The sequence below is a fragment of the Halohasta litorea genome, assembly GCF_024494645.1.
Classification (GTDB): Archaea; Halobacteriota; Halobacteria; order Halobacteriales; family Haloferacaceae; genus Halohasta; species Halohasta litorea.
In genome coordinates, this window is record NZ_JANHDJ010000017.1 from 1 (window position 1) to 19151 (window position 19151).

The window sequence follows — 19151 nt, forward strand, 5'->3', positions numbered from 1 at the left end:
CCACGCACGAGCGCAGGTGTTTCTTGCCCTGTGCCTTCGCCTCGTCGTCGCTATCACCAACTACGAACGCGGAGACAATCCAGGAAGTACGATCATCACGGTGTGAGAACTCTTCTATGACACCCTCTATACGTCTGTAATTGCCCATATTAAATAGTGCTGTTTATGAGATATCTATAATCTTTTGAGTGAATAGAGGACTCCGTATAGAGGGACGACAACATGATTCGGAGAATGAGAGTTTCCATAGGAGGTCCCAACAGTGGCACCGGGTTCAATATATCCTGGATTTGCAGGGCTCCCAAAGGCAATAATATCTCTTGAACGATACGTGAAGCTCTTCGAGAGATAAGAGACGATGTTATGCAGATCAAACTCTCTGATTTTTTCATACGCTTGTTGTCGACGGTCTTCGTGTATATCTGTCCAGATCTTTATTCCGATTATATCTGTAATTGAACCGGATGAGCATCTTCCGAGCCGCAAAGCGGCGGCACAATTGTCGCTCTTGTATCTGCTCTGCCACTCCGGCAGGTCTGGCCTGAGGATTTATAATCATGTCCTTGCTACATGGTTGTATTCATGGCCAATTCCCCAGACTGGAATCGAACCGAGGTATCAAGTACCGTTCCGCCTGCGTTCGAGAGACGGACAGCGGAGATGCTCACCACTCTGCAACAGCTCGCTGGGATCGGCCTTTGGTTGTATAACGTGCGCGATGAGAAGCTGTGGTTCAGCAAAAAAGCCAGACAAATCCACGGACTCGACACAGCTCAGTCAGTGCTTGACGTAATCGAGCAGTACGCGGAGACGGACCAGCAATATGTGCTCGAACGTCTCTCGGAGGCAGTTGAACACGGCGAACCATTCTCGGTTGACGTAGGATACGCCAATGAACGAACGACTGAGCGTACCATACGGCTTCGCTGTGAGCCGATTATCGAGAACAGTCAAACAGTCATGCTGCAAGGGATCGTCAGGGATGTGACCGATCTGAAACGCCAAGAGCAACGCATCGAAATCCTTCGGCGAACGAGCCAGGAGCTTCGAAACACGAGCTCAAAGGAAGAGGTAGCGGAAATCCTAGCTGACGCCGCGAAAAACATCCTCGGATTAGTGAATACGACTGTCCGGCTGGTCGATGAGAACCGAAACGTGTTACAGACGATCGAGGCAACAGAGGAGTGTCTCGAACGCGCGGGCGACCGTCCAAACTATGCTGTAACCGAGGACACGCCCGCGGCCCGGACGTACCGGACCGGGGAGCCGGAGATCCACCCGGACCACGAATACACGGAAGACGACCACAGTCGTGGGGTACTCCGTTCGGGGCTGTACGTTCCCATTGGGAGCCACGGTATCCTCAGTGCTGGCGACGTCGTTGTCGATGCCTTTGAGGAGCATGACCTTGAGGCGGCGAGTCTTCTTGGTGAGCTCGGCGCAGAAGCGATCACGCGGATTGGCTGGGTGAAGCGATCGCGAGCAATCTGAGTATCACGCACGGTTTGGTTCGGCATACGATTGGTCTAGATAGATCATTCACATTATGAAAACAATTATTAGATGGCCGTCCGAGGTTTCGATGTATGATTAGGAACATAACAGGGCGACAACTCAAAACGACTGAGACATCATTAGAGATACTGCGGAACATCTTGGAGCACGATGGCCTCACACTCAATGACTTAGACGGGATGGTAAACAGTTCGAAGAGTTCGATCTGCAGTCACCTCAACACCCTCATGGACAACCGGTATCTTGTCAAGGAAGACGGAACCTACCATGTCAGCTTTAGGCTGGCTCTACTGGGTAAGCGAGCGGAACAACGGTATCCGACAGGGGATGATGTCAAAGAGATCATCGATCAGTTGGCGCACACGACCGGTCAGGAGGCAAACTTCACGATCTTCGAACACGGTCGACTTCTCGCGTGTTACGGCACATCAACGGACGAAAATAGGAACGGAATGACCGTTCGGTACCGGTCAGAATACCACTTACACAATACTGCCGCGGGGAAGGCAATCTTGGCGGAGCTCGATCGAGATGAAGTGGAAATGATACTGGATTATTGGGGTCTCCCACAGGAGTCCGAGGAGACGATCACGGACCGCGACAGACTGTTCGACGCGCTCAACGAGATTGGTTCGCAACGGTATGCACTCGTTGACGAGGAGTTTGCACCGGGGCTCGTCGCGATCGGAGCGCCGGTCCACGGCGCCGATGAAGAAATTCTTGGCGCTGTGAGCGTTGGCGGCCCGAAGTACCAGGTAGACATCGCCCGGCTAGAGCGCGAGTTCGCAGACAAGCTGTTGACTGCCACCGCCGAACTCGAGTCCCTGCTCAAATCCAAGGCTAGCATCTCAACCGAGCGATAGTCGGCGGCCTCTATCTGCTATTCACATAACGAAAACAACACTGTTAGAAATTATTCACAGTCATAAATGATTGGTTATTGACCATCTGCTTTACACCCGTATGATCGTAATTCTAGGCATGCCTGGTGGCAAAAAATACACTGTATATTCATTATGTAAATGGTTCCCGATTGGTCCAATCTGAGTACGTGCCCGACACGGTTCCGAGGAACAGCGTTTGAAGTCACCGAAAGGAACCGCAGTTCTATATTATCGAGACGTGGTCCCAGCGAAAATACCTACTGTCATCAAAAGATCACTGGCTTTCGACTACCACCGAGTTCGGCTGGTGGGAGACTTCGTCGAGAAACCCTTTCTGAGTGACGGAGGGGATGCTCCCTTTGCTTCGGGTTCCGACAGCAGAGAGACTAAGACAGTAACGGTCGACGATGCGTACTCCGCCCAAGTCGAGTTCGCTAACGGAACCATAGGCGTTATCGAAGGTTTGCGGTTCGTTACTGTACCCAATACCCGAAATACAATTGCGCTCACCGGTTCGGACGGATCGATTCACTTTGATCTCGAATGGTTCAACGAGTTGGGGTACTCCACGGTGACGATCGGAGATTCGAAATCAACCACATTACCGACAAGGAGGTCCCGTACGTAGACCGGTGGTGGCCACGGCCACAATATCAGATGAGAACACACGCTCGTCCATGAGAACTACGAATTCCTCTCCGCGATTGCGAACAGGGAGGCTCACGGGACACACTTCGAGATAGTACTCGCTGTCCAGTGATCCTCGACGCTATCGAACAAAGCGACGAGCGGGGTACGTGGGTCAATGTACGAAAGTATGCCCGAGCTGATTTGAAAAGCGCCAGGCTTCAGGCTTCCTGGGCTTCGATGTCGCTCCGTTGTTTGGCCACAGTGTAGCCCCGAGTTTAGGAATAATTTAATCAAATCATACAATCAGCTGAGACTGTTCCCTTTACGGTTTTAACAAGCCGAATATTACTCTTCTTTGTCCAAGGTAGATGCAATCGATTCGAGCGAATGAGCCTGCTCGTCCATCGCTTTGTTTATCTCGTCGACGCCTTCTTTCGTTTCGGTAATCGCGACGACGATGTCTTCGAGGAGTTCGCTGGCAGAATCCGCTGACTCCCTACTCTTAGACGCATAATCAGTTGTTTCACGGATCGTATCCGTCGCTACACTGGTTTGGGTTTCAACGTTATTGATCAGTTCTTCGATTTCGTCCGTAGCTTCTTGCGTTTTTTCCGCGAGATCTTTGACCTCGTCGGCGACAACAACGAATCCTGCGCCCGCATCGCCCGCGCGTGCAGCTTCAATAGATGCGTTGAGCGCAAGGATATTGGTTTGATCGGCGATATTATCTATCAAGTCGACTATCTCCACAATCTCGTTGACAACAGTATTGAGTGCATTGACTTCATCTGCGGCTTCAGTAACCTGTGATTCCATCTCGTCCATCTGATTAGCAATTGATGTGATCGACTCGTTACCATTATTCGCCTGTGAAACAGCTTCTTCGGCAAGGTGTGAAACGTTATCTGTCGTTGCAGTTACTTCCTCAATGCTTGCCGTCATACTCTGGATGAACTCCGAGAGCCGAGCGTTCTGCTCCATGAGCTCTTTTTCCGATTTGATTCGAGTAATCGCCTCAGCGCCAACCTGCCCGAGAAGTTCAAACGCTTCGAGGTCGGTATCATCGAATGCAGCAACCGTGGTGTCGCCAGCACTCATAACGCCATGGTTGCCGACAGGAACGTATAGCCCGGACTGCAACTCACCTCTATCCACGTCATCTTCACTCGCATCGTGGTCCTGATGGATCTCGGACTCGCCTGTCCGAAACACCCGTGAGGCGTTCACTTCTCCGTCGACCGGATAGTCCGGTCGTTCGCCAGCTTTCTCGAGACACTCCTCAGTCGAGACGATCACACACAGCGTATCACCTTCTTCATTGAGCAATCGAATAGTTGTGTTCACGTACCCAAGGATGTTCTTCGACGCATCAGCCATGATTTCTCCGACTTCGTGGCGAGAATCGACTCGCATGAGTTTCTTACTGGCGTTGCGAAGGACTTCGACGCGGCGTTCAAGTTTGGCACGATCCGAAATGTCTTCTACTACGCCTCGACAGCCAACGACGTCACCGTTCTCACGAACGGGGGCCCCACTAAAGCGAAGATACTGTTGCTCATCGTCTAGTCCGACCTCCAGTTCGAACGGTTCATCCAACGTTACGGCTCGATTGAATGCATCCTGGACAGTCGACTGATCGCTCGGCTGGTACTGATTGAGAGCATCGTTGAAAGAAAACGACCGGTGTTCAGGAATACCGTGTAGCTGTTTCGCTTCAGAACTCCAGTGGATACTCTGCTTCTGAGCATCGTAGTTCCAGGACCCAATCTTTGGAATAGTCCCAGCAACGGTATCGGCTGTGGCTAGAGGTTGCTCACGCTTCGACATAGCAAGAGAAATAACATCAAGGTTAATTAATGTTTTCCTCTAAATACCGATGTTGGCGAGATTGTGTTGTATATTTAAACGGAAGAGTTAGCAGATTCGGTGTGTTATTGTGTTTGATTTGTGCTATGTTTGCCATTCTCTATTTACACTTCGAAAACTGGGGCAAGGTAACAGACTCAACATCCCATTGCATTTGATATGCTTTCTACCCGCACTTACGACTCGAAAATGGGGGTGAGTTAATATATTTGACGTTCAGCAGGATTTGGCCCGACTTCTACTCATAATTATCCAATTTACAACCCAAAAACGAAGAGAAAGAGAGATAGCAGACTAAACGTTCTGCTGTATCCGATACGTATTCTCCTCGGTTCCTCTTATTTACAACTCGAAAATGGACTGATGCTCCCCTAATAGACAAAGTAAGTGTTCGCGGCTCGAACTCAAGGCTGTTCATTCAATTGGGTTTATCCTGGATCGACCAACTCATCGATGACTATCCAGCGGTTAGTAGAGCGTCATTCTTGGCTTCGGCGGCCCAGATTCGTGAATGCCCACCTTCGGTATCTACGGAGGGTCTCCACTCGTTCCAGGTGACGATCCAGGATCCCAACGAACCAACCGTCCGCCTTGGGGTCTCCGAATGCGATATCTCCACGCAATCGAACGAACCACCCCGCCCACTGAGCAGCGACGTTTACCATTGCTGAGCGCGCCATGAACCTTACCGCAGTACCGGTCGACTACATGGAGACTCAGCTCGTCTCGGTTGGACGATCACTGTCATTGGTCCGGACACGACGAGACAAGAACTGATCGACGACACCCTCTGGAAGTCGACTGTCCAGCGATTGTATGAAGATGCTCCTGATTTCGAGAAACCAAAATACGGAACATATCGATTTAGTCCCGAGTAGCTCGCGGATCAGTGTATCTAAGAGTACTGATCAAACTATTAGGGTGAACAACACTCAGACGAAGGTATATGATTTCTGCAGCTCCCGGCGGAGAACCCCGACCAGAGCAAGAAGAGGGAGAGTGGTCTCTCGGACGTAGCATCACTCGTAATCCAGTATTCCACACATTAGTGATCATAACCGTCGTTTCCCTCTTCTCGTGGTCAGTAACCCGGGGCGTATTCTGAAAGCGTTCATTGCTTCCCCACCAATTGCCGAGCCCTGACACGAACTACTACTGGCGAATTATTCTCATTGAATGGGTCATCAATGTACCCATCTGGATTCAAAATATCCCCGAGTGTCTCGCCACCGTTGTTGGCAGCTTCGCCCTTGATCGCGGCAATGGACTCGAACATCAGTAACTCGTCGCTGTCGTACACTGGATCATCTGGTCGTGGGAGGTTGATCGCTGGGAATGTAACTGTCTGGAGTTCATCCAAGACATCCTTACTCTTGGACCGTAGCAGTCGGTTGATCGTTCACTTTGATGGGTTTTTTTAGGTATAAACGGGAGACCTTTGAGGTAATCAAGTTAGTGTGCTGTGTCCTCCATGAATTCGTCGACGGAGGCTGATGCCACTTTTCTATGACATACATATATTAGTCATACAGGGCCGGGCATCGATATGCCGGAATTATTTTTAAGCTAACACCCAATTCATACACAATGAACGATACAACTGATGCAGCATCCAATCGGACAGGGAAAGTAGCGCGTGTTCTCGACGAATACGGCCTTTCAAATCTCGGTGATGAGTTAGCCGCACGGTGGACAGCCGAAGATAATCGAATGAGCCTCCGAGATCTGGCAGACTATTTCAACAAGCAACTGCTTGAATCACAACTCGACAAACAACGGGTCGACATACTCCCGGGAGAAGTCGAGAACATATATAAACTGCTTACCGATGAGGATGTGACGAGCGGAACGCGAATTCAAGCGGAGAATCGCCTTAGCGAATATGGTATCGATTTCGAGGAACTGAACTCAGATTTCGTCAGCCGACAGGCGATCCACACTTATCTCACGAAGCATCGACAAGAAACGTACGAGAAACCCGACACCGACGAGATTGTCGAACGATATCTCGACAAACTACAACGCCTCAGCAGTCGACAGCAAGCCGTGACGGAGCAAACACTCTCGACACTGCGAAACAAAAATAATCTTAACCTTGGGGAGTTTCAGGTTCTCTCATCGGTGCAGGTTCAATGTACAGACTGTGGCCGGCAGTTCGATCTCACTACGTTGTTGGACCGTGGTGGATGTGACTGCGATACTACTTGAACTTCCTGACATACACGTGTAGGCATCCAAACATCATAAACGAAAAGTTGTTACTGATGAAGAATGGCTAGCGAGCTATCTATGACGGTGATACAAACGTCATAGATATCAACAAGGCTTTTAATAGGCTCACGTTTTATCTTCAATAAGATGAATCAGACACATAATGAAGAATTGACCGCTCAGGTCGAGGTCACAAATATCGGTGGTATTGATCAATCGTCGATGACACTACACGCCGGTGTGAACGTTCTCACTGGAAAAAACGCGACGAACCGTACGTCATTTCTCCAAGCGATCATGGGTGTTTGTGGGAGCGAACAGACAACACTCAAAGCTGACGCTGATCAGGGGGAGGTCGTCCTCACGATGGGAGATAGTCGATACACACGAACGATTACCAGACGGAACGGGGGCCTCTCTTTTGATGGGAACCCGTACCTTGACGATCCGATTCTCGCCGACCTGTTCGCTTTTCTGCTCGAAAACAATGAGGCGCGTCAGGCCGTCACGAAGGGGGATAATCTCCGCGAAATACTGATGCGGCCCGTCGATACGATGGAAATTGAGCGAGAGATCGAGACATTGCAGTCCGAACGCGACGAAATTGACACGCAGTTACAGCGTCTCGATTCACTCGAAGACCAACTCCCGAAACTAGAGGCCGACCGTCGACAGCTTGAAGACGAGATCGCTGACAAGGAGGCGAAGTTGGCGGATAAGACCAGCCAAATCGAGTCACTCGATACGACTGTCGACGAGACGCGAGAGGAGAAGAACGTATACGAGTCGAAGATCGACACACTGAGTCAGGCACGGCAGGAGCAACAGCGGATCGAAAGACGAATCGAATCCGAACAAGAGAGTATTGAGAGCCTCCGGACCGACCGTGAGGAGTTGACCGAGGAGTTGGAGAACTATGACCGTGTCGGTGACTCTCGAATTTCAGAGATTGAACAGGAGGTTCAGCGCCTCCGCGGACAAATACAGCAGATTGATTCGATAGTCGGCGATCTCCAGTCGGTCATCCAGTTCAACGATGAGTTCCTCGAGGAGGGTCAGCCCCCGTTTCTCCAGAACTTGGACAATAATGATGGGTCGACAGGCGACGAGCTCACCGAACAACTAGTAAGCGACACCACAGAAGTGACCTGCTGGACCTGCGGAAATAGTGTCAAGACGACGCAGATCGAATCCACGCTCGACGAGCTCCGGGCAATACGGAATGACAAGATGGATCAGCGGCAGACGTTTCAGAGCCAGATCGATGATCTACAAGAGGAGAAATCCTCACTCAAACAGAGACAACGAAACCATGACCGACTCCAGCGGAAACTCGCAGACGTCGAAGCCGAAATCGACGACCGTACGGCAACACTCGACGATCTCGAAGACCAGCAAGCGGAGGTGAAAGAGAGAATTGGTAGTCTCGAATCAGAGGTCAACGAACTCGAAGACATCGGACAGAGCGAAATACTCGACCTTCAAAAGGAGACGAGTCGAATCGAAGTCGAGATAGAGCAACTCACATCCGACCTTAACGATATTGAAGCCCAAATCACCGATACTGAATCGAAACTCGACGACCGCGAGAACCTACAACAGCAGCGAGAGCAGATTACTGCAGAACTCGCGGATCTGCGGACGCGGATTGAAGACCTCCAGACTGACGCTGTCGAAGAGTTCAACACTCACATGGAGGCTTTGTTAGATAGACTTCAGTATGAAAACCTTGAACGGATCTGGATCGAACGCACCGAAGAAGAGGTCCGCGAGGGTCGACGCAAAGTCACCAAAGATCAGTTCGAGCTACACGTGGTCCGTAGTACTGATTCTGGGACGGTGTATGAGGATATTGTAGATCACCTCAGCGAGAGTGAACGAGAAATAACAGGTCTCGTGTTTGCGCTTGCTGGCTATCTTGTCCACGAGGTGTACGACCATGTTCCGTTTATGCTCCTCGACTCCATTGAGGCGGTCGACTCGGATCGTATTGCAAGGCTCGTCGACTATCTCTCTAATTACTCAGACTATCTCGTGGTCGCACTACTGGAAGAAGACGCACAGGCGCTCGACGACAGCTATCCGCGTATCGAGTCTATCTAACCAACCCGGCGAATCGGTACCTCCGGAGCCAGATGATAATCCATAAATCAGGTTCGTTATATTAAATGGAAAGCCTCCAGCCCGTTAGAGTGCGAATACCTTGCTCTTCTGTGCCTGTTAGACTTCGTCAGACGTCACGACAGCGAGATCTCTCAATCGTGGGCACTGGTTGATCAGACTACCCGAACATGGTCTAACACCCTCGGGTCTCCTTGCCAGTTGGACTGTATCGTTTCTTCGGAATTGCTCGTCGATCTCGCTATCTAATGTGAGGAATCCCGAGTTAGGTTTTCTGAGAGATTGGAAGGGATTGGTCTTCTTTTACTGAATCCGATACCGACACAGGATTTAATAGAGTAGTATCAGTCTATAGACGTACTAGATAGGATCTTTCTACTCATAGTAGAATTTATCACAGTAGAACCTGTGTTTGTGGTATGAACATGAAAGAAGAAGCCGACGGCGGAAAACGTGTCGGGGCGGTAGAACGTACCTTTCGGATCATAGACCAATTACGCAAATCGGGAACGATGCGTATCAAAGAGATCGCAACGGAACTAGAGATGCCGATGAGCACCGTGCACGTCCATCTGAAGACTCTTGAAAATCTCGGATACATTAATAAATGCGACGATGGATTCCGCCTCAGTTTGCGGTTTCTCCGTGACGGCTCGGTCTTGCGAGACGACCGGAACGTCTACACTGTCGCGAAATCGGAGATTGGCGACCTCGCAGATACCACCGGCGAAGTCGCTAATCTCGGCGTCGAGGAGGATGGAAAACGTGTTATTTTGTACCAAGTAGAGGGGAACGAAGCAGTCTACGACAACGCGCTTATCGGGGAGTTCACGAATATGCACTGGACTGCGCTGGGCAAAGCCATTCTCGCCGAACTCCCGGAATCAGAGGTCGAAGAAATCGTCGATCGACACGACCTACCGTCTGCCACGTCCGAAACGATCGTCGAGCCCGAGGCACTGTCGATAGAACTCTCAAAAATCCGAGACCAAGGGTACGCACTGGAGGACGAGGAGCGCCGCATTGGTATCCGGTCCATCGCGGTTCCAATCAATGTGGAAGGAAAGGTAGTCGGGGCTGTGTCGCTATCCGGTCCCAAGGAACGGTTCAGCGACAAACGCATTGAAGTGGACTTATTACCGGAGCTTAGAGACTGTGTGAACGTGATAGAGGTCAAAGTAGCGTATGACTGAACTGCTCGTTACAAGCGATTTCACGTCGCTTTCGGGTCGGGCTAGGGTACGAAATCGAACTAAAATCCACTATTAGTGGATATGTGATATTGGGTATATCTCAAGTATGTTGACTAGATCATGATTCTTTGAGGATTGAACAAAAACCACAAATAACAGGACGACATTCCCCTCTAGTATGCAACCTGCATTGATGCTGCCCCCATCGCCAGATAAACGCTGGACTCTCGCGAAGCAGATGGGAGTCAAAACAGGAGTAGTCCGATTCTGGGGTGTGGATGAGTGGTGGAAGTACGACACATTACTCCAAGCACGTAATCGTTTCGAGGATCATGGGATTCCACTAGAAGTCATCGAAGATCGTCCGCCGATGACTAAGACTGTACTTGGCAGAGACGGTCGTGACGAGGAGATCGCGACTGTGAAACAGTTACTCCGAAACATGGGGAAACTTGGGATCGAGACGTACTGCTGGGTCTGGACCGAGAATCCAGTTGGGGTGCTTCGGACATCGGATTCGATTCCCGACCGCGGTGGCTCGCTCACGAGCGGGTACGATCACAAGTGGATAAAGCGACAGGATAACCACCCGGCAGCGGGTATCTCAGAGGAGGAGCTGTGGGAGAACCTCGAGTATTTCCTCGAAGAGGTCGTCCCTGTGGCCGAAGAGGCGGGAGTAAAAATGGCACTCCATCCGGACGATCCTCCGCTGTCGCCTGTACGGGGGGTGCCACGGCTAGTGACATCGGTTGACCAGTATGAGCGGATCCTCTCGCTGTACGACAGTCCCAATCATGGTATTACCTTCTGCCAAGGGAACTTCGCGGTGATGGAGACAGACGTGCCGACAGCGATCAGACGTTTGGGCGAACGCATTCACTTTGTCCACTTCAGGGATGTTGAGGGGTCGCCCGACTCATTCGTCGAGACATGGCAGGACAAGGGTCCGACCGATATGCATGAGGCAATACAGGCCTTCCGTGAGGTGGGCTTCTATGGCCCAATCCGTCCCGACCATGTTCCAAAGATGCTCGGCGAAGAGGATCGTGAGGGAGTCCACGCAGGATACACGGACATGGGGCGGCTATTTGCGATCGGCTACATGAAGGGACTTCTTGAGCAGACCGAGTAGCTTGTACCTATTTTCTCGGTGTGATGACTTTTTGACGGGGTCGACAGTCCGGTTCGAAGAACAGTTCTAGCCGATGAAACTACGGTTTTGATGGGAAACCGTATTGAGTGCAACTTCTAGACCGGTCTTCTATTCACAATCACTCTCAGTATTATCAGTGCACTACCCTCACCCATAACGAATATTCTTATTGTACTAGGTTCCTCTTTCTTGTCCGCATCCTTCATGCTGAAAGTGATACCATATATGATTAATCAGGAAAGATTTTTATATGGAGACTGTCTTGGCAGTATGTGTATGCCAGAGCAAAGCCGCCGTAGTTTCATTGAACAGGCTGGTGTATTGAGTGGCGCAAGTTCAATAGTCGCACTTTCAGGGTGCACTAGTAACGACGGAGGGGATGGGGAATCCCAAGAGATACTCATTGGAAGTGTGTTCGCGAGTGGACACGTGATCAACGAGATGGCGAACTCATGGGCCGAGACGGTCCAAGAGGAGACCGACGGGCGCGTCTCAATCACCATTGAGGCCGCGTTCGGCGGCGAGTCCGAGGTCATGGAGCAGACCCGCATCGGTTCCATCGACGGGACTATTATCGGAACCCGCTGGGTCATCGACTATGACCCGGAAAACTTCTGGGTCGAGTCGCCGTTCGTCTTCGAGGATTGGGAGCAACAACGTCGGGCGTTCCAGACGGACTACCTGGACGACGGTCGGGAACGGCTCTTGGAGGAAGGCAATCAGCGCCTCATCAACGAACCAGTGTACCGAGGGTACCGGCACATATCCGGGAACCAAGCTTTCGATACGCCGGATGCAATCGAGGGCATCAACCTTCGGGTGCCAGACCTTTCACCGTGGGTGAACATCTGGGAGGGCATCGGTGCCAGTCCAACAACAGTCGCATTCGACGAGCTGTACAGCGCGCTCCAGCAGGGCGTCGTCGACGCACAGGAAAACCCGGCCGAGACGGTGCTTTCGGCGTCGCTGTACGAGGTACAGAGCCATTACACGCTTACACGGCACCTCGCTTCGACCGGCTGGTTCACGTTCAACGACGAAACTCTAAGCGCACTGTCTAGCGAGGATCAGTCGATCCTCACCGACACGCTCACCCAGTCCATCCAAGATCTAAGCAGCCAGATTCAGGAGTCCGAATCCGAGGCCCTCGACGAACTCGAGAGTGAGGGGATGAACATCGTCGAACCCGACCAGGAGGCGTGGCTATCGGCCGCAGAAGAACCGCTTCAGGCGCAGTTCGAGGAGTCGTGGAACCCGTCACTGGAAGAAGTACGAAACATTTGAAACTCTCAGCATAAAATGAAAAGTATGAGAAAAACCAATAAAAATACGTCCCTCAAAACCCGGCTCGATCAGGGGGTCAGGGGGATCGTGCTTCTGTTGTACGTGCTGATGATACTTGTCGTTGGGTTACAGATCCTGACACGGTGGTTCCTCGGGGACGTCATCGGGAGCAGTCTCCCGTGGACGGTCAATATCTCGCAAATGCTATTGGTGTACATTACGTTTATCGGGGCCGCCGTTACCAGTAGCAAGCGTGAGCACATTTCGCTAGATCTGCTGGTATCCCGGCTCTCGGATCGAACGATCCGGGCACTCACCGTCGTTCGCACAATGCTAATCCTCATATTCGTAGGTGTACTCATCTACGGTGCGTATCCTCTCTACCTATCCAACAGGGGATTCGGTATCGGTGCGTTGCCAGCCCACCCGCCGTTCACACAGGCTTGGCTGTACGTGCCAGTCATCGTCGGCGGGGTACTCATCGCGGTGTACGGTATCCGGGATATCTGGCAGGTCCTGATGGATCCGGAGACGATACTCAATGATATCAAGGGGGATGACATCAATAATGAAGACTGAACCGAACATGACGTACATTCTCGAACACCAGTTCAAGAACCAGAGGCAGGTCAACAAAGGGATGCGTGAGTGATGTCTAACATCGTACTCCTGTCTATGTTTGTGGGGGTGTTACTCGCGCTCTACTTGTTCGAGATCCCGGTCGTCTACGCACTCGGGCTTACGAGTCTCATCCTCATGTGGACAACATCAATCCCCTTCGAGCCACTGCTCGTAGTCCAAACGATGATGAGCGGAAGTAACTCGTTCGTCCTGCTCGCAATTCCGCTGTTCCTGCAGACCGGCCTCCTAATGAACACGTTGGGCCTCACAGATGTCATATTCGACTTCGCGAAGTCACTGGTCGGACCAATCCGAGGTGGCCTCGCCCACGTTAACGTCATCGCGAGCATAATCTTCTCAGGGATGACTGGGACGGCTGCTGCCGACGCAGCCGGTCTCGGCGCAATCGAGTACCGTGCGATGCGGGACGAAGGCTACGACGAAGGGTTCAGTGTCGCAGTCACAGGGTCATCTTCGATCATCGGGCCGATCATCCCCCCCAGCGTACCGTTGATCATTTACGCCGTGATCGCACAGGTATCGATCGGGACCCTGTTCATCGCGGGATTGATCCCCGGCCTCATCATGGGTGTGGGCCTAATAGTATTGTGCGGGATATATGCCCACCGCCGGGGCTACGAGCGGGGCGACTGGTGGTCGATCTCTGATATCGCTCGATCATGCTACCGGGCGTTACCCGCCCTCGGGACGCCGATCCTGATCATCGGCGGCATTCTCGGCGGACTTTTCACCGCCACCGAGGCGGGGGCCATTGCCCTGTTCTACACCATCTTTGTCGGGTATGTGTTCTACGACGGATTCACGCTATATGAACTGATCGAGAGCTTCGAGGACGGCATGACCCGAACCGCGTCACTTACTTTCATCGTCGCCGCTGCGTCACTGTACGGATTCCTCATTCGCCGCGCCCAGCTCCCCGAAGTACTGGCGGAAGCAGTAACAGCTGTCTCGACAGATCCGATGATTATCCTACTGTTAATCGCGTGCGTGTTGTTCATTGTCGGACTCATGCTGGAGACCATTGCCGCGATTACGATCCTCACACCTGTCTTTCTCCCAGTGATCGAGCAGACGGCAATCAGCCCAATTCACTTCGGGGTGGTGATGATCATTACCCTCATGATTGGGCTGTTGACCCCGCCGTTCGGCATCATCCTGTTCGTCCTCAATGCCGTCACAGGCGTCTCGATCGAACGGATCATCCGGAACATGATTCCATTCTACATCCCGTTGCTTCTGGTGTTGCTGCTCGCCATCATCTTCCCATCGATCGTAATGTGGCTTCCACGAACGATGGGGCTCGCCTGATACGGTAATCAGGCGAGTGTTTTCCCCTGATCGGCAACCGTAAGAGTAACTTGTCGAGTCATAATATACGGTTACGTATGTCAAAGCCAACAACTAGTACTGTAGACGTTTCGAATCGGACGGCAGTTGTCATCGGCGGCACGAGCGGAATCGGCCGGGCGATCGTGCTGGCATTCGCTGACAGCGGGGCCGACGTTGTTGCCACGAGCCGGAGCGAGGACGCCGTCGAGGAGACTGCCGAAGAGCTACGCTCACTCGGTGCCGCCACGACGATGGTGACATGTGATGTCCGCGAGATGTCGTCGATCGAACGGTTATACGACGAAGCAGCGGCTGAAGTAGGCAAGATAGATATTCTCGTCAATTCCGCAGGATCTGTTGCGAAGGATCCAATTTGGAGTATGGATATGTCGGATTGGGAACGCGACATCGACACGAATCTTACCGGTGTCTTCCGAGCGTGTCAGGTGTTCGGCCGGGAGATGGAGCAGGGCAGCATCATCAACATCTCGTCAATGTCGGCTGGCCAGGCACGGGAACAGCGAGCCGCGTACTGTGCGGCAAAGAGCGGTGTCAATGGACTTACCCGGGCGGCAGCCGCTGACCTCGCCCCCGATGTGCGCGTCAATGCGATTGAACCGGGCTTCGTCAATACGCCCCTAGCCGGGGACGCGTTCGCCGAGGGGACCGACCTGCGGGCGAAGATTGACGACCAAACGCCGATGGAGCGGGTCGCTCAGCCAGAGGAAATCGCAGGGGCAGCCGTGTACCTCGCGAGCGATGCTGCCTCATTCACGACTGGCGAAATTATCACTGTCGACGGCGGGTACGATGATAGCGCGCTGTAGCAACAGGGTTTGATCAGAAGATACTAACAGAGGCGCCCTATCAACCAGTCACGTCTGATTCGGTAAATCAAGAAAGACAGTTGCACCTTTCGGGGTTGGTACTAATGTCTCAGAAACGGAGCACGAATTCACCAAAACCCGTAATTACCGGGGATACAAGTCTTACTCGTCGCTAACGCGGACGACTCCTTTGACGTTTGCGGATTCAGATGCCTCGTCAAACGCTGCCTGGGTCTCCTCGAACCCTCGCTCGAAGCTCACGATGCTGTCGACGTCGTACTTACCGGTCTGGATTCCCTCGATAGCCTCCGGATACGTGCCGCTGAATCGGAATGATCCCTTCAGATCGTACTCGTCACCGATGATACCGACCACGTCAGTTGGGAGCGCCGCGTCAATCGGGATACCGACGAACACGATAGCACCACCCCGCTTGATAGCGTCGGTCGTCGTCTCAATAGCGGGGTCCGCCCCCGAGCTCTCGATGACGATATCAACCCCATCCTGATCAACCGCCGACTCGATAACCTCGACCGGGTCGTCGGTCCCGACGTTAACGGCGTGGTCGACCCCGCGCTGTTCGGCCAGACGAAGTTTCGAATCGACTATATCCGTCAGCACGAGGTCTTCGGCGCCATGTGCCAGCGCGACTTCGGCTACAAGTTGACCGATTGGACCCCCTCCCGTGACGAGCACGGAATCACCCTCGGAAATGCCAGCGCGTTCGCAGGCGTGTATTGCTACGCTCAGCGGTTCCGCGAGTGCTCCCTCACGCAGCGACACGGACTCGGGGAGTTTGTAGACGAAATCTTCCGGCCAGGCAACGTACTCAACGAGCGCGCCGTCGGTCGGCGGCGAGGACATATACTCCATGTTCTTACAGAGATGGTATGTATCGTTACCACAGTACGAGCACTCGCCACATGAGAGGCCCGGTTCGATAGCGACACGATCCTTGGGAGCTACTGACTGGACGGCCTCGCCCACTTCCACAATTGTCCCGGCGGATTCGTGACCCAGTACGTGGGGGAACTCAACGACGTTCCCGCTGTTCTCGCCGTGTTGGTAGTAGTGGATATCTGATCCGCAGATTCCGACGCGGTTGATTCTTACCAGCACCTCGTCTGATGCGACATCGGGACGTTCCCGCTCGATGTGGGTGAACTCACCGACGTCTGTAAGGGCACACGCCTGCATGAATGGACATCGTTGAAATAGTATTATAAATCTTTTGAACACATACTAAGCGCTCCTCGGTACTCCGTCTAATACTACACTAGAGGTTTCTTCAACAATATTAAAGAGTAGGTGAGACAAACTATTCGAAACGTATGGTCTACATAAGAGCAGTAACTTTTTATTCTCCACAGAAGAATTGTTTCGTATGGACAGAGCATTAGTAGTGGTCAATAGCGGTGACGCTGAACAAGTACTTGGGAAGCGTGCTGGTGAGTTCGCAACTGCGCTCGATGCTGACCTTCACGTTGTCAAATTCGCCGACCAATCGGAGTACCAGCGCCAACTTGAAAAGTCTGCAGCGAATTCACGGAACTTTGATAGCATGGAGGATGTAAAAGCGCACGCAAGAGAGCAGGCCCAAAGGTATGCTGACAAGGTGTTCGGTGACCTCGATGTCGAGGTTGCGGGAGTCGTCGACAACCTACCGAATGGTATCGTTTCATATGCAGAGGAACACAACTGCGATCACATCTTTGTCACCGGTCGGAAACGAAGTCCTTCCGGAAAAGTGTTATTCGGTGACACCGCCCAGTCAATAATCCTTAATTTCGAGGGACCCGTTACCGTCATCACCGTATAAATCATTCAGAATGAGGTATTATCTCAGAAGTTGGGATTTTCCGCTCAATACATACGGAATGAATCCGTCGACACGAACTGCTAATTCAATGCTATACTTAGATCCTTAGTACAGACCCTGTGAGGTTACGCTCAGATGTACACAATAGTCATGATAGGCTCTGTTGAAATATTTTATTCAGACATATTCTCGCCTGAATTAGCCAGTCAATGAGAGCTGCGAACTTAACGCCGAAGAAATTTTACTGTTGGTAGCCGTTTGATGGAAATAGGAAAATGGTTTCGACTATATACTAAGATAGATCACCATTAGGTGGTCACAGTACACGAACCGGTTCCGTTATATCGACGTCAATACTGCCTGCCGTACTCTGCTTCGGTTGTGCAGTCGATACTGTTGTGTTCGTCTGAGGCTGATCACCCTGTTGGAATCAGAAACCGTTCCCTTCGATCGGCTTCTGAAGCCACAGATAATCAGTATGGATATACATGATAAATAGTACACCCATACCGATACTTGTCGTCTTATTCTGCTTCGTTGTAGCGTGGTTTGGTCTGTGTACAATTCATCTGTGGCTCCGCTGGAGGCAGTCGGTAATGTTGAAGGCAGCGTCGTCAAGTGCGTCCTGTGGAGATTTTCGGTCTGTTACCGCGGCGTTCATCGCTTCGGCGGCTTCGCCCATGATCGTCATGTTTTGTGGGGAATCGAGCGGAACCGGTGGTCGACCCGAGGGAACACACTCGATACCCTGCCTGTGGGCATCGATCCACGAGTCAGCGTGTCCGCGCCGATGGTACTCCGGCTGATCGAAGATCCAGTTGCTCCGCGCGTGGCCGTAGCTTCCGTGTCCCTGCCACTGTCGAGTCGACAACAGGAGGTTCATCTGTCGACACGTCGCCCACTGGACGAACAGCCACGCTGCCTCGGGGTCCGAGGAGAACTGACTGATTCCCAGCGACCACGCCCATGTACTCGCCATTCGATCGCCGTCGGGGCCAAGAAGCGGTGGGAGCCATTTCGTGCGGTTGTACTGTTCGTCACTGAAGACGCCCGCGGTCGCGGGTGTGTGATAAACCATCCCCGTCCGTCCGTTACCGTAGGTTTCGTTCGCACGGAGCCAGTTGAGTTCGCCGCTGTCGGGCGGTCCGTACGTCCCCATGAGTTCGGCGTAGGTCTGGAGTGATTCGACACCCGCATCGGTGTTCAGTGTCGCCTTCCCAGTTCGGTGATCGATCCAGTCCGCACCGTAGGATTTGAACATCGTCGCCCAATTGGCTGTCGAGACCGGATCGGCACTGCCACGTGAACAGATGCCGTAGCGATCGACGTGGTCGGATTCGTGGATGGTTTTAGCCGCGTGCAGCAGAGAGTCGAAATCCGTTGGCTCCGACAATCCGAGTCGCTGGAACGTCGGTTCGTCGTAGGCGAGACAGCCATAGGTTTCAATACCGAACGGGATGGCGATCAGATCTCGCTGTTCGTAGGTGAGTTGGTCGAGTACGCTCTCCGGGTAGTCCTGGAGCTGGTACCAGCGTCTGTCGGTCAGCGATGCATCGTCGATATACTGGTGAAGGTCTTTCACCCAGCCGTTCGCGTGGTAGTTTGCGGCGGGCCACAGACCGAGATAAAACCCGTCGAACCGCCCGGTTTGATCGGATAGATCCCGTTCAATCTCCC

At 52.3% G+C, this 19151-nt stretch carries 17 protein-coding genes and 1 pseudogene; 13 read left to right on the forward strand and 5 right to left on the reverse strand.

The annotated features are described in order from the left end of the window. Positions 1 to 106, forward strand: a pseudogene (locus tag NO877_RS19095) (IS5/IS1182 family transposase); the annotation flags it as partial. Between the two features lie 68 nt (positions 107 to 174). On the opposite strand, the gene NO877_RS19995 reads toward NO877_RS19095, so the two are convergent. Continuing rightward, positions 175 to 486 carry a fumarylacetoacetate hydrolase family protein gene (locus NO877_RS19995; RefSeq protein WP_379827721.1) on the reverse strand — a complete coding sequence of 104 codons (312 nt, stop codon included), beginning with the start codon at positions 484 to 486 and terminating at the stop codon, positions 175 to 177. A 96-nt stretch (positions 487 to 582) separates the two neighbouring features. On the opposite strand from NO877_RS19995, the gene NO877_RS19100 reads away from it, so the two are divergent. The 3 genes from NO877_RS19100 (at position 583) to NO877_RS19110 (ending at position 3027) form a co-directional block, all read left to right on the forward strand. Further along, complete coding sequence (locus tag NO877_RS19100; protein ID WP_379827723.1) at positions 583 to 1491, forward strand: GAF domain-containing protein; 909 nt, start codon at positions 583 to 585, stop codon at positions 1489 to 1491. A 95-nt stretch (positions 1492 to 1586) separates the two neighbouring features. After that, positions 1587 to 2378, forward strand: coding sequence for an IclR family transcriptional regulator (locus NO877_RS19105; protein WP_256397890.1), 792 nt, complete (start codon positions 1587 to 1589; stop codon positions 2376 to 2378). Positions 2379 to 2706: 328 nt separating this feature from the next. Continuing rightward, entirely contained in the window at positions 2707 to 3027 is a 321-nt protein-coding gene (locus NO877_RS19110) for a hypothetical protein (protein WP_256397891.1), read from the forward strand. A gap of 347 nt (positions 3028 to 3374) precedes the next feature. On the opposite strand, the gene NO877_RS19115 is transcribed toward NO877_RS19110, so the two are convergent. Both NO877_RS19115 and NO877_RS19120 read right to left on the reverse strand, forming a co-directional pair. Further along, positions 3375 to 4856, reverse strand: coding sequence for a methyl-accepting chemotaxis protein (locus NO877_RS19115; RefSeq protein ID WP_256397892.1), 1482 nt, complete (start codon positions 4854 to 4856; stop codon positions 3375 to 3377). 1150 nt (positions 4857 to 6006) lie between these two features. Beyond that, positions 6007 to 6195 carry a hypothetical protein gene (locus NO877_RS19120; protein ID WP_256397893.1) on the reverse strand — a complete coding sequence of 63 codons (189 nt, stop codon included), beginning with the start codon at positions 6193 to 6195 and terminating at the stop codon, positions 6007 to 6009. Between the two features lie 287 nt (positions 6196 to 6482). On the opposite strand from NO877_RS19120, the gene rdfA reads away from it, so the two are divergent. The 8 genes from rdfA to NO877_RS19160 all read left to right on the forward strand — a co-directional run bounded on the left by rdfA (position 6483) and on the right by NO877_RS19160 (position 15655). Further along, positions 6483 to 7103 (forward strand): rod-determining factor RdfA, encoded by a 621-nt coding sequence (gene rdfA, locus NO877_RS19125; RefSeq protein ID WP_256397894.1) that lies wholly within the window; start codon positions 6483 to 6485, stop codon positions 7101 to 7103. Between the two features lie 150 nt (positions 7104 to 7253). Beyond that, positions 7254 to 9209: an archaea-specific SMC-related protein gene (locus NO877_RS19130; RefSeq protein WP_321169436.1), complete on the forward strand. Its 1956-nt coding sequence runs from the start codon at positions 7254 to 7256 to the stop codon at positions 9207 to 9209. Between the two features lie 437 nt (positions 9210 to 9646). After that, complete coding sequence (locus tag NO877_RS19135; protein WP_256397896.1) at positions 9647 to 10420, forward strand: IclR family transcriptional regulator; 774 nt, start codon at positions 9647 to 9649, stop codon at positions 10418 to 10420. A gap of 178 nt (positions 10421 to 10598) precedes the next feature. Next, positions 10599 to 11552 carry a mannonate dehydratase gene (locus NO877_RS19140; protein ID WP_379827729.1) on the forward strand — a complete coding sequence of 318 codons (954 nt, stop codon included), beginning with the start codon at positions 10599 to 10601 and terminating at the stop codon, positions 11550 to 11552. A gap of 432 nt (positions 11553 to 11984) precedes the next feature. Beyond that, the gene (locus tag NO877_RS19145; protein WP_379827731.1) at positions 11985 to 12857 is read left to right on the forward strand and encodes a TRAP transporter substrate-binding protein; all 873 of its coding nucleotides are present in this window, start codon (positions 11985 to 11987) and stop codon (positions 12855 to 12857) included. Positions 12858 to 12881: 24 nt separating this feature from the next. Next, complete coding sequence (locus NO877_RS19150) at positions 12882 to 13436, forward strand: TRAP transporter small permease (RefSeq protein WP_256397899.1); 555 nt, start codon at positions 12882 to 12884, stop codon at positions 13434 to 13436. Positions 13437 to 13508: 72 nt separating this feature from the next. Then, a complete protein-coding gene (locus NO877_RS19155; RefSeq protein WP_256397900.1) occupies positions 13509 to 14807 on the forward strand; it encodes a TRAP transporter large permease in 1299 nt (432 codons plus the stop codon). Between the two features lie 77 nt (positions 14808 to 14884). Further along, the gene (locus tag NO877_RS19160; RefSeq protein WP_256397901.1) at positions 14885 to 15655 is read left to right on the forward strand and encodes an SDR family NAD(P)-dependent oxidoreductase; all 771 of its coding nucleotides are present in this window, start codon (positions 14885 to 14887) and stop codon (positions 15653 to 15655) included. Positions 15656 to 15817: 162 nt separating this feature from the next. On the opposite strand, the gene NO877_RS19165 is transcribed toward NO877_RS19160, so the two are convergent. After that, the gene (locus NO877_RS19165; protein WP_256397902.1) at positions 15818 to 16852 is read right to left on the reverse strand and encodes an NAD(P)-dependent alcohol dehydrogenase; all 1035 of its coding nucleotides are present in this window, start codon (positions 16850 to 16852) and stop codon (positions 15818 to 15820) included. Between the two features lie 187 nt (positions 16853 to 17039). Here NO877_RS19165 and NO877_RS19170 point away from each other — a divergent pair, with 187 nt between their 5' ends. Further along, positions 17040 to 17474, forward strand: a complete 435-nt coding sequence (locus NO877_RS19170; RefSeq protein WP_256397903.1) for a universal stress protein — start codon at positions 17040 to 17042, stop codon at positions 17472 to 17474. 565 nt (positions 17475 to 18039) lie between these two features. On the opposite strand, the gene NO877_RS19175 is transcribed toward NO877_RS19170, so the two are convergent. Then, the coding region (locus NO877_RS19175; protein WP_256397904.1) for an extracellular solute-binding protein at positions 18040 to 19151 on the reverse strand (1112 nt) is incomplete at its 5' end.